We start from the raw sequence: 12,636 nt of genomic DNA, 5'->3' as shown, positions 1-12,636 counted from the left end.
GCGATGCATTATGATAGTGGTTAAGAGAAATATGGAATCAGAGGTTTCTTGGTACAAACATCAAAGGAGCAGGGTTATGGTTGAAAAATGGCGATTTATCTCATCAGGGAAGCAGGATCCTGCATATAATATGGCGGTCGATGAAGCAATATTGACAGCTCACAGCGAAGGCAAGGTGCCTCCAACGGTACGGTTTTATGGCTGGAATCCGGCAACATTGTCGATTGGCTACTTCCAAAAAGCTAGTGAAGAAATCAATTTCGAGCAGTTAGAAGAAGAAGGGCTTGGCTTTGTCAGGCGTCCAACCGGGGGACGTGCAGTGCTGCATGACCGTGAATTAACATATAGCATTATCGTGGCTGAGGATTATCCGGGAATTCCCAGAAGCGTGACCGAGGCTTATCGGGTTTTGAGTGAAGGGCTCGTGCTTGGGTTTCGCGAATTAGGGCTAGATGCGGAAATGGTGCAATTAGCGAGCGATGAAGACAAGGACAAATATGCATCGATGGGCTCGGCGGCCTGCTTTGATTCTCCATCTTGGTATGAGCTTGTTGTTGAGGGACGGAAAATTGCTGGTAGTGCACAAACGAGGCAAAAGCAGGTGGTTCTGCAGCACGGCTCTATTTTGTTAGATATGGATGTAGACCAGCTATTCCGGGTGCTCGTCTTCAAAAGCGAGCGGCTTCAGGAGAGGCTGCGCAAGCAATTCGTCCATAAAGCAGTGGCGATCAACGATTTGTGCCGCGATTTGGGAAGGGCTCCTATTACACTTGCAGAGGTGGAAGCGGCATTTCGTTCAGGGCTTGCCGAAGGGTTGGGCGTTGAGCTTGTAGAAGAGGGGATGACAGCCTATGAGCATGCGTTAGCTGAACAGCTTATGGCGGAGAAATATGCCAATGAAGCATGGAACCTTCGGAGATAAATATCTTCGAGGGTTCCCGTTTATCGTTTATAACGTTCTTTCGTTGGGTAAAAAGACCAATAGGGTCAAATTCCGACATATTCCTCAAAAGCCTGCTGCAAGCGGCGTGTGACCGGACCAAGCTCGCCTTGGCCGATGTATACGCCATCCACTGAAATAACCGGAGTTACTTCAACCGTTGTTCCCGTTACAAAGGCTTCATCAGCTGACATCATTTCCTCAATCTTAAAAGGAGCTTGATGCACTTGGATATGGAGCTTCTGTGCTAATCGAATAACAACGTCTCGCGTAATCCCATGCAGAATCAGGTGATTAGCGGGATGTGTCCAGATTTCTCCATTCCTGACGATCATAAAGTTGGATGCGCTGCATTCGGTTACAACTCGGTCTCGGTGCCAGACTACTTCATTGGCTCCAAGATCTAAGGCCTGCTGTTTGGCCATAACATTGGGCAGCAAATTAAGCGTTTTAAGGTCGCAGCGCAGCCAACGAATATCGGCGGAGGTGACGGCTGTTATGCCTTTCTGCATCGTTTGCAGCGGGCGTTTTAGCTCGTTGCAGTAAGCCATAAGCACAGGCTCAGCTTTGGCAGGGTAAGGATGTGAGCGAGGGGCAATGCCTCGTGTAACCTGCATATAAACGGTGCCTTCACGTAAGCGGTTAAGGTGGATAAGCTCAAGGAGCTTAGCATGAAGCTCTGGAATGCTGTAGGGCAATGGGATACGGGTATCGGCTGAGCTTAGCTCCAGCCTGCGGTAATGGCCATCGGCTTCAAATAGTTCGCCCTTATAAACCCGGAAAACCTCATAAATCCCGTCTCCAAAATAATAACCACGGTCATCAGGAGAGATGGCAAGCTGTTCTTTGGCAATAAAATCCTGTTGATATAAATACAAAGTAAACCACTCCTCCAAAGGGAACATATGTTTGAATATTGACGCTTAATATGGTAGATTGAAACTACAAGAATAAACGAATTCGCATCCTAATTATTTCCTATGCTTAGGGTATCAAGGCAAACGCCAGTTGTCAAAAGTTTAAATAGGGGTTTGCTTAACCGATGATGGACCATAACCCAGAAATGAAAAAGAGGGTAAAAGCGAGAATAAACGAGCTATATAGTTAACTTGCTGTCGCTTTGAATGAATTTCAGGATTTTCTTATTAGAGACGCTACATATTGTGTTGTATAATTAATTTACATACAAGATATTGTTTTTTTTGATAATGTCCATTTTGGGAGGTTGTTCATTTGCTAACAGAAGAACAAAAATTAACAGGTTTAAGTGAAAAAATATTTCTTGACCGTTATGCAATGAAAAATGCGGATACTAGCGGTACCAAGGTAGGCGATACGGTATTGGTGTTAACTAAGGATGATCCGAAGTTCCCAGCTAAAGAAGTGGGAGTCGTTATTAGCCGTGAGGGCGATTCGGTGCAAGTTAAGCTACGTAACGGTGATGTTGTAGAGTCATCTGTTGCCAAGCTTACTTTATCCGTTGAGAAAACACCGGAGCAGCTTTGGGATCGATTGGCTACAGCGATGGCCTCAGTGGAAGCAACTCCGGAGAAGAAGACAGAATGGAAGGGCAAATTCCGCTCTATTCTTGAGGATTGGAAGCTTGTTCCAGGTGGGAGAATCGCTGCTGGAGCAGATGCGAGTGACGAGCTGACATTGTTCAACTGTTACGTTATTCCTTCGCCCCATGACAGCCGTGGAGGCATCATGACTACGTTGTCTGAGATGACGGAAATTATGGCTCGTGGTGGCGGTGTAGGGATTAATTTGTCATCATTGCGTCCAAGGCGCGCTGTAGTTAAGGGTGTTAACGGCTCGTCGAGCGGTGCGGTTTCGTGGGGAGGCTTATTCAGCTATACGACCGGCCTTATTGAGCAGGGGGGCAGCCGCCGTGGCGCCTTGATGCTGATGATGAATGACTGGCATCCTGATATTGTTGATTTTATTACGGTCAAACAAACGATGGGGCAAGTAACCAACGCGAACTTATCCGTTTGTGTGAGCAATGGATTTATGAAGGCAGTCAAAGAAGACCTGGATTGGGAGTTGGTCTATCCAGATATGTCAGATCCTGACTATGACAAGGTCTGGGATGGCGATTTGGATAAATGGAAGAAGCTGGGCAAGCAGGTTCTTGTGCAGCGTACACTGAAAGCCCGTGAAATCTGGCATACGATTATGGAATCTGCCTGGAAATCGGCGGAGCCTGGTGTTGTGTTTATGGAATATTACAACCAAATGTCCAATAGCTGGTATTTTAACCCGATTATATGTACGAATCCATGCGGTGAACAGGGTCTCCCTGCTTGGGGTGTCTGCAATCTTTCAGCAATTAACTTATCGAAGTTTTATGATGCCCAAAAGCATGATGTAGATTGGGACGACCTCGGCGAGGTTGTACGTTATTCTACGCGTTTCCTTGATAATGTTATTGATAAGACACCTTACCATTTTGAGGAAAACCGTATTAATCAGCAGGGTGAGCGCCGGGTAGGGCTCGGGACTATGGGACTTGCTGAGTTGATGATCAAATTGAAAATTCGTTACGGAAGCCCAGAATCGCTTCTGTTTCTGGATCGCTTATATAGCTTTATGGCTAAAGAGGCTTATCTGGCTTCAGCGGACATTGCCGCTGAAAAAGGAAGCTTTGAGCATTTCCAGGCAGAGCCTTTTCTGCAAAGCGGATTTATGAAGACGATGACTAGCGTGTTTCCTGAGGTAGGCGTGGCGATACAGCAAAAAGGTATACGGAATGTAACGGTTATTACTCAGGCTCCAACAGGCAGCACAGGTACGATGGTAGGGACATCAACAGGAATCGAGCCTTATTTCGCATTTGAATATTATAGGCAAAGCCGGCTTGGCTTTGACAAGCAATATGTGCCGATTGCCCAGGATTGGAAGGATGCCCATCCGAATGAGGACTTGCCGGATTATTTCGTAACCTCTATGGATATGTCGGCTGAAGACCATATTCGAGTCCAAGCTGCGATCCAAAAATGGGTGGACAGCTCGATTTCCAAAACTGCGAATTGCTCGGCCGATTTCACGGTGGAGGATACGAAGCGTCTTTATGAGCTTGCCTTTGACCTAGGCTGCAAGGGTGTAACGATGTATCGGGATGGCAGTCGCGATGTCCAAGTGCTTTCAACGGATAAAAAAGAAGAAGCGCAGGTCGAAGGGAATGCAGAGAGCAGTTCAGGGGCTGATGCAGGAGCCAAAGTGGCTGCTCCACAGGTTGAATCAGCTAACTCGAATACGTTGTCAGGTGCTTCACAGGGAAATCTACAGGGTAGTATACAAGATGCTCCGCAAATTACCCCTGCCCAAGTGGTGGATAAGCAATATAAAAGCCGTCCGCAGGTACTCCGCGGCTCCACTTACAAGTTCAACACGCCATTCGGGATGGCGTATATCACGATTAATGAAATGAACGGTTCTCCGAGCGAAGTATTCCTCAACGTAGGAAAGGCTGGTTCTGATGTTTTCGCAATGTCCGAAGCATTGGGACGCGTATGCTCATTATTCCTTCGCTACGGCGATCATGGCAATAAGGTGCAGCTGCTGACCAAGCATCTCAAAGGCATCGGCGGTTCAGGTGCCATCGGCTTTGGCGCGAACCGTGTAGAATCGATTGCGGATGCGGTAGCGAAGGCGCTAGAGATGTACAGCGAATCCGCTTCGGCGTACACAAGCGGAGCTGGCGAAGCAGAAGCAGATGCCTTAGTAACAGCGACCCAGGAGGTCGTGATGGAGACAACTACCCAGTATGCGGTCAACCGCAACTCGGCGACATCGTTGGATCTATGCCCTTCCTGCGGCTCAGCATCGCTAATTAATAGCGAAGGCTGCAAAAATTGCAGCAATTGCGGATTTAGCAAATGCAATTAAGATTTTTTTAATAATAGGCTCCATTTTGTGACTTATGTGATATTCCATAATTGAATGGAATTGTTCCATAATTCGTTGGAATTAACTAATAATTATCACGAGTGTATAAATATACATAAAAGGTAGACGACATATATCGTCTACCTTTTATGTTCATCGCCTGCGCCGTTCGGTACTCATCCACTCAGGAGTCCAGGTTTGCTCTTTGTCATCGATACGTTTCCCTGGTGGAACAATTGCATCAATAGCATCCAACACATCAGTGCCGAGCTTTAACTGTGCACCGGAAATATAGGCTTTTAATTGCTCTAAAGTGCGTGGTCCCCATAGAGTTGATGTGACGGATGGATGACTTTGAGTAAAAGCTATCGCCATATCCGGCAGTGAAATCCCCGATTCGTGTGCCAGCAGTTGTAACTTTGCAATTATCTTAAATTTATATTCATTTTCAACTAGTTCGGGATCTAATGAATCCACATATCCTTTCAATGTGGCAGCGCGCGAATCGCTTTGTGCTGCTTGACCAGCTGTGTATTTTCCAGTTAGTAAGCCACCAGATAAGGGACTGTACACAAATAGAGAAAGGTCATAATGTTTAGCTATTTCAGCAAGTTCAAATTCCATTCGTCGATTAATAATAGAATATGGTGTTTGCTCACTTGTAAATCGTTGAATATGATATCGACCACTGATGGCTTGCGCTTGAACAATTTGCCAACCTAGGTGATTTGAAGTGCCGATATGATGAATCTTCCCTTCTTTCACCAAATCGTTCAGCGTTAGTAGGATCTCTTCATAGTCAACAAATTCAAAAGGAACATGAAGTTGATAAAGATCTATATAATCGGTTTTCAAACGTAATAGACTTTGTTCAACAGCAATTCTAATCCAACGGCGAGATGCACCATTTTGATTTATTTCATTAGTAGCTTCCGCACCAAATTTAGAAGCTAATATGACATTTTGCCGCTTGTTCTTAATAGCTTTCCCGATAATACGTTCTGATTCCCCCTTTCCGTAAATATTAGATGTATCAATCAAATTGATGCCAAAGTCCAATGCTTCATCAATAATTTTTATGCTCTCTTCTTCGCTTGCCCTAGATCCAAAACTTGATCCGCCTAACGCAAACGCGCTGACTTTTGTACCAGTCCTTCCAAGATATCGGTATTCCATGGTTTTCCTCCTTTAATAATACAGCCCAATATAATGAACTCGTGTTGATAAAGGCTATAGAATTAATTATATTCAAGCATAACGAAGAGATCAATGAACATAAAAGGCCAAGTGTTGTTTAATAGATATATCGTCAATAGTGTTGATAAATAAATCCGAAATTCATAATTGGAGGTGAACAAACAATGGAAAATAGTACGGATATGAGAATAATCCGCAGTCGTACGCTAATGGAGAACGCCTTGTTGTCTATTTTAGAGAAGGAAGGTATTAAAGGGCTGACAGTTAAAAACCTTTGTGAAAAAGCAGGAATAAATCGAGGCACCTTTTATTTGCATTATAAAGATATATTTCATCTGATAGAGGAAACGGCGTTTATTCAAGGATTATTGAGTGTGTTTGAACCTGTCAATATTCAGGAACTGAAGAACTATCCTGATCATGAAGGAGCTTTTCCTCCAATAACCAAAGCTTTTCAATACATGCAAAAGCATGCTAGCTTTTTTAAAGCACTATTCCATTCACGAGCTCCAGCAGAATTAAGAGAACGACTCCATTATTTAGTAGGTACACGCTTGTATGAGAATCTGAAACGAGATCAATCTGATAAGAATTATGAAAGCCTATTTACTGACTATGCAATTGCTTATCTAGGAAATGCACAGTTTGGAATTATACAACACTGGTTTATGACTGATCGTGCAATTCCTCCCGAAGATATAGCGAGGATGTTAACCAAATATATACGTAATGCACCATGTCTTGATCATAATGTTTGAAATTTGTTTAGTACTGCAGCTATACATTAGAAACTTATTTTGAGTAAATGAATAAATTCATTACTTCCTTTTTATGCATTTTAAGAATCGCATAATTATACTTTTGTATGAAAAACTTCATAAAACTATTTTCTAACGAATTAAGGACCAGAGCCCCAGTATTTCTTGGACAATTAGAAAATTCTAACGAATTATGGAACAACAAAAACGGAGTTATGCGGGTGGGCAGCTCCGTTTTTCTAATTAATTCGTTAGACGATTTGTTGCAGAAATCTTTAGAAAGCAATCATTATGCACGTTGGCGTATATTTATACAACGATGGATGGGTCAGGCATGTGCCAGACCCGTCTTTTTAATTTTGTGGTCCATCTAAATGGAGGAGTAGCGACATGACAAAGATATAGTCCCATTTCATTTGATAGATCCATGCTTCGCTTGAAGGTATGTTTTCCTGTCTGATCGGTTCAAAGGGTACGATTGGTTTCAATGTTTCAAGCCTCTCCTATCTGGTGTGCGTCTCTTGGAAGCCGGGTCTGAATGTTATGGCGGGCCTGCAGCATTAGGTTTCTATACGGAATGAACGAAAGGCAATTGGAAATTGCTTAACCCCATAAACGAAAGGGCTTTGAATCGATGTAAGCGGCGATCCTGCTATGAATTCAATATCTTCCATACGATTCAGCATTGTACGTATAGCAATTTGGCCTTCTAATCTGGCAAGAGGGGCTCCCAAGCAAAAATGTATCCCAAAACCAAATGAAAGATGGGTATTCGGTCGTCGTTCGGTAATAAAAGCATCAGGCTCTACAAATTTGGATTCGTCACGATTCGCTGAGGCAATCCAGGAAACTACCTGATTCCCTTTCTTAATCAACTTACCGCCGATCTCGATATCGGTGGTTGCCACTCTTCCTATAGCCTGGATTGGCGGATAGTAACGAAGCACTTCTTCGATAAAGCTGGGTATGAGCTCAGGATTCCCCCTTAGCTGCTGCTGTATCTCGGTCTTCTCTGTAAGGATACGAACCGCATTCGTTATTAGGTTAGTTGTAGTTTCATTCCCGGCGGCCAGGAGCAGAACCGAAAAACTGATGATTTCCATATCATTTAATTGCTGTCCTTCAATTTCAGCTGATAATAGTAACGAGATCAGGTCTTCTTTAGGATCAACCCGACGCTGCTCCAGGATTTTGGCAAAATAATCATTTAATTCTTGTATGGCTCTTTCCTTTTCCTTCATCACTTGGCTAAAGGCTTCATCTGAATTGGTATCCGGTCCTTTAACGAGAATATCTGACCATTCTTTAAACAGCTCCCTGTCGCGTGGAGGAACCCCAAGCAGCTCTGCTATGACGACAACAGGTAACGGGACAGCGAGGTCGTGAACCAAATCCATATGATTATTATCTTTCACGGCATCCAACATTTCATTCGTTATGGATTCAATATGAGGTGCTAGATCAGAAATTACCCTTGGAGTAAATGTCTTATTTACGAGTGACCGCAGCTGTGAGTGCCTTGGGGGATCCATAGTTAGAATGGTTGCCGTTCCTTTACCGGTTAGTTCCCGAACAGAAGAAAAGGTTACCGGGTCCTTCAAGATCCGATGAACATCCTCATAACGAAGCACATCCCAGCAATCACGGCTTTCATCATAACGAATGGGTGTGGAATTCCGTAATTGGTTATACACGGGAAAAGGCTGCAGTCTTTTTTCGGAGGTATCTAATTCTGCAATAGGAATAATGTTTGCATATCGTTCCTTTTTTTGATATTCCATAATGGGTACTCCTTTTCTATATTTTGTTACTTAATGTACCCCATAATTAGTAAAATAACCCTATAATCCAGCCGAACCATCTCGGGATATGTTTTAAATGCAGTTACTTTAGGAATACCTGTTTTATTAGCAATTTATTAAAAATAACAAAAAAAACGTTCCGATGATTTATCAATAAATCATCGAGCGCTTTTTAATAAAATTAATGTAGACAACACATTATTTAAATATCCGTTCCATCTTCATCATCCAGATCCTCAGTACGTATTTGCTTGGTATTATCAGGGGTTGTGGTGCAAGAATTAAAAAAGATAGCAATTTCCCAATAAATTGTAATTAACTAAGCCACAATACCAAATATTTTATTAAGCCATTCAACTGCAGAGAGGACAGACGAATTATATTCTGCCTGCCCTTTCCTAATCATATGCATGGCCTCGATTCCCTTTAATGTCTGTTCTGCAGTTAGAATTGATTTGAAACCGAGCATCGGTTTTGTGATTTTCTGCGCGTCTAGCCAAGCTAGGCACAACTAATTGATGAAAGTTCAATCGAGGTAAGAACCAAGTCAAGTCACCTCGTAGCTGATGGGCAACTGGTGGAGAGATCCTAAGGTTGAAGCCCCGTGAAGCAGATTCGTGATCTCGAGGAGGAGAACGAAATTTTAAAAAAGGCGATGCACTTCTTCGCAAAAGACCGTCGGTAAAATACACGTTCATTTATGAACACCGCTCCGAATACCGACTGGAGAAGATGTGCCGCATTATGAACGTTTCGCGTAGCGGCTATAACAAGTGGTTAGGGCGCCCCGAGAGTAGCCGTGAGCGCCCGCACAAAGAATGGACAGGTACGAAGCCCCGATTTTCCCGCAAAGTGAAAAAAAAATCTCCCTCGAAATGGGGAGACCTAAGTAGTAACGTTTAATATATCCATTTGAAGCTTTACAGTTTTAATCAAATAATTATGATGCCTGCCCCAAGTTCTCTTGTATACAATTCCCAGCCTTCTAAACCCTTATTCAAAATGCCCAGAGGTCAATTTCTATTTGATCAACACATGAGAGGTCTCTTACTTGTTATAGGGTCAGGTAAGTGGCATTAAGATCCAGATCCTATATCTTACAGTATTCTACCTCAACCTCACTTTGTCTATGGGATGCTCTTACATCTTTCAGTGGGTAGACTGTCTCGATTTAGGCTTTGATTGTTCCATCTGCAATCAGTTGAGCGAGCTGCTTAAGATTTTCATATATAGGAAAACTTTGTGTTGAATTTAGCTATTACTTCGTATTCTGTAGCTTTTTCCTGAGAAGGAATTGTGTGTTTTCGTATAGTCAATGACTTGGTCGGCTCCGAGAGATTGAACAAAATCAATTCAACTTTTTATTTGATATTCTTCATCATCCAATCGCGGAGAGTACTGCTTTTGATAGGATGAACAAACATAAATTTATCTTTTTTAATTGCCTTCTTAACATCATTTTTGGTAAGCTCAGGCTTCCAACGATTATATTTTTTAAACAATATGGGATATTTTCGTATTTTAGCTCCACTTTTTTTAGCCAATGTTGGAAATAGCATCTCACCTAACGACTCTACCGGGCTTTCAGCTAATAATACCTCTATTTTTTTTTCATCAATGTTTTTCAGGATTTTCTGAATCGTTTCATATCTATAGGATTGGTATGGGTTCGATGTTTTATAAAAATAGTTTTGTTTAAAATATTTTTTCCATCGCTTCCAATCTTTAAACATCGTCTCCGTCCCGGGGGATCTAGGCATATCTTTGCTAGGCTTGTACTTTCTCCATTGCTGCCCTATAAAATCGTATCCCCTCATTTCTTTATAGAGGTAATTTTTAAACCCATTTTTAATAAACATGGTATCTGATTCCAAGTAGACCAGATAGTCATAATGAATATTCATTGACTTAAGCCATCTCGACACGTCATATAAGACTCTACCCGTTTTTCTGTATTGTAATGGTCTGCTATAAGCACACAGTTGTACTTCATTGTATTTTTCACAAACTTGTTTGCCGAATTCTTTATCTCTGCCCCCGTTATATAAAACGATCATGTAATCTCTTCCTATAAAACGACGAATATTTTCTACTTGATTACATACAGCTTTCTCGTTTTCATGGGCCACCAAGGAAAAGCAGATCATAAGTCCTACCTCCTAAATTAGCATTTTTGGATTGTTTCTTACGTCCATCAGGTCCGAGATATTAACTCCGTTTTTCCGCGATTTCTTTAAACAATGTTAATGCGCGTGCCACAGCCTGATCCATATTGTAGTATTTATAATCCGCCAGCCGACCGGCAAAAAGCACTTTATCCTTAATCTGTTCTGCTTCCTTTAAATATAGGTTGTAGAGCAGCCGGTTCTCTGCGCGTGGAATAGGGTAGTAAGGTTCGTTTTGCTGGTTATGTTGTTGAGGGTAAACATAGGTAATAGTTGTTTTGGGGGAGATTTGACCAGTAAGATGTTTTGTTTCAAGAATGCGAGTAAATTCATACTCATTGGTGTAATTGATGGTTCCAGCCTCTTGGAAATATTCTTGATTTAAGGTATCAAAGTCAAAGCGAAGACTACGGTACGGAAGGGTCCCATGCTTGTAATCAAAAAAAGCATCGATGGGTCCGGTGTAGATCATGCGCTTAAACTTAATATCTCCTATAATCTCCCTATAGTCCGTGTTCAAGAGTACCCTAATATTCGGATGGTTTAGCATTCGACTAAAGAGAGTCGCGTAGCTATGCTTTGGAATGCCTTGATACGTGTCTTGGAAATAGCGGTTATCCCTGCTAATATAAACCGGTACCCGTGCAGTGACTGACGGATCCAACTCTTCCGGATTGAGTTCCCAATGCTTAAGGGTATAGTGGTAAAATACTTTTTTATAAATATAGTCAGCCAAAAAGATAAGGTCTCCGCTTGCGCTCTCCCTAAGCTTTAGAATGGGTACCTTCACTCCGTAACCATAATGTTGGATAAGCAATTCCTCAAGCTTTTCCGCATACTTTTGGGGAAAAAGAGCATATATACTATTTAGATTAAATGGAACGGGGACTTTCTTACCATCCACTACGGCAAGCACATTATGAAAATAATGTCTCCACTCTGTAAAGCGAGAAAGATAGTTCCACACCATTGAGGAGTTGGTATGAAATGTGTGCGATCCATATTTATGGATCAAGATGCCTTCCTCATTATAGCAATCGTAAGAGTTGCCTCCAATATGATCTCTGCGATCTACCAATAATACTTTTTGGTCGAGCTGGGAAGCAATCCGCTCAGCCAAAGTAGCTCCGGTAAATCCAGCACCGACAATCAGCCAATCTACTATCACGCAAATCACCACCTTTTCTAGATAGTTTAGAATATTCAAATTAATATAAAAGGTTTGTGTATGAGTTGATATTTTTATATAAACAAAAAAAATAGAGTAACTTTGAGTCTTGCAAAAAAACAGATCGTCCAGCCCCAAAGGGCATACTGGTAGAGTGAAGCCAAAAAAGGTGTTTAGGCGGTGAGCTTCAAACGTTTCAAAACGTCGAAAAGTGGTGTTTTCGCCAATGCCTGCTCGTACACATATACGACCAGTTGTCCAGATTAATCTTGGTGAATCCGTCGTACGACATCTCCAAGCGTTAGCGGGGCGTTCGGTTTTGAACATTCTTGACGCTGTAGTTCAACGAAGTAACGATAGCCGGTCTCGATGTGCCAGCGTACATCATAATAGCGCAGGATGGTCACCATCCAGACTCTTATTTGGTGCTCTTGCTTTCTTGCAGCTGGTATCATCGATGATGAAAAAAACAGGGTTCGCGAGATTTTGAGGTTGAGCCTATACTCCTTTTTGTATTACCTAACAATAGACGGAGATGGAGGAGTAAAGTATGTCAGCATTAACAAAGAAAGAGATAGATCCATCGCGTAAACTGGTACCCATACACTGGACACTTTAAAAAAAGTGTTTAGCGTATGGGTACCTTTTTGTATACTAGAGAGAATAGTGGGGGCGAGCATATGAGTAAAAAACACTTTAGTAAAAATGAGCAGGA

The 12,636-nt window shown here is 42.3% G+C and carries 8 protein-coding genes and 1 pseudogene; 4 read left to right on the top strand and 5 right to left on the bottom strand.

Annotated elements, in window-relative coordinates:
- Positions 1–76: 76 nt before the first annotated feature.
- Positions 77–922, top strand: coding sequence for an octanoyltransferase LipM (gene lipM, locus G9U52_RS14810; RefSeq protein ID WP_166150846.1), 846 nt, complete (start codon positions 77–79; stop codon positions 920–922).
- A 65-nt stretch (positions 923–987) separates the two neighbouring features.
- On the opposite strand, the gene dat is transcribed toward lipM, so the two are convergent.
- On the bottom strand, positions 988–1,845 hold the full coding sequence (gene dat / locus G9U52_RS14805) for a D-amino-acid transaminase (protein ID WP_166150844.1): 858 nt from the start codon (positions 1,843–1,845) through the stop codon (positions 988–990).
- A gap of 391 nt (positions 1,846–2,236) precedes the next feature.
- On the opposite strand from dat, the gene G9U52_RS14800 reads away from it, so the two are divergent.
- Positions 2,237–4,831, top strand: coding sequence for an adenosylcobalamin-dependent ribonucleoside-diphosphate reductase (locus tag G9U52_RS14800; protein WP_375790257.1), 2,595 nt, complete (start codon positions 2,237–2,239; stop codon positions 4,829–4,831).
- A gap of 153 nt (positions 4,832–4,984) precedes the next feature.
- Here G9U52_RS14800 and G9U52_RS14795 read toward each other — a convergent pair whose 3' ends face one another.
- Positions 4,985–6,007: an aldo/keto reductase gene (locus G9U52_RS14795; protein WP_166150840.1), complete on the bottom strand. Its 1,023-nt coding sequence runs from the start codon at positions 6,005–6,007 to the stop codon at positions 4,985–4,987.
- A 185-nt stretch (positions 6,008–6,192) separates the two neighbouring features.
- Between G9U52_RS14795 and G9U52_RS14790 the strand changes: the two genes are divergently transcribed.
- Positions 6,193–6,786, top strand: a complete 594-nt coding sequence (locus tag G9U52_RS14790; RefSeq protein WP_166150837.1) for a TetR/AcrR family transcriptional regulator — start codon at positions 6,193–6,195, stop codon at positions 6,784–6,786.
- A 560-nt stretch (positions 6,787–7,346) separates the two neighbouring features.
- Here the strand turns inward: G9U52_RS14790 and G9U52_RS14785 are convergent.
- Positions 7,347–8,567, bottom strand: a complete 1,221-nt coding sequence (locus tag G9U52_RS14785; protein ID WP_166150835.1) for a cytochrome P450 — start codon at positions 8,565–8,567, stop codon at positions 7,347–7,349.
- A gap of 628 nt (positions 8,568–9,195) precedes the next feature.
- On the opposite strand from G9U52_RS14785, the pseudogene G9U52_RS42085 reads away from it, so the two are divergent.
- A pseudogene (locus G9U52_RS42085) lies at positions 9,196–9,404 on the top strand (IS3 family transposase); the annotation flags it as partial.
- A 545-nt stretch (positions 9,405–9,949) separates the two neighbouring features.
- Here the strand turns inward: G9U52_RS42085 and G9U52_RS14780 are convergent.
- Positions 9,950–10,735, bottom strand: coding sequence for a hypothetical protein (locus tag G9U52_RS14780; RefSeq protein ID WP_166150833.1), 786 nt, complete (start codon positions 10,733–10,735; stop codon positions 9,950–9,952).
- A gap of 61 nt (positions 10,736–10,796) precedes the next feature.
- On the bottom strand, positions 10,797–12,248 hold the full coding sequence (gene glf, locus G9U52_RS14775) for a UDP-galactopyranose mutase (RefSeq protein ID WP_207952996.1): 1,452 nt from the start codon (positions 12,246–12,248) through the stop codon (positions 10,797–10,799).
- Positions 12,249–12,636: the final 388 nt, after the last annotated feature.

It is taken from the genome of Paenibacillus agricola (genome assembly GCF_011440305.1).
Classification (GTDB): domain Bacteria; phylum Bacillota; class Bacilli; order Paenibacillales; family NBRC-103111; genus Paenibacillus_S; species Paenibacillus_S agricola.
This window is presented reverse-complemented; position numbering and strand designations above follow the sequence as displayed.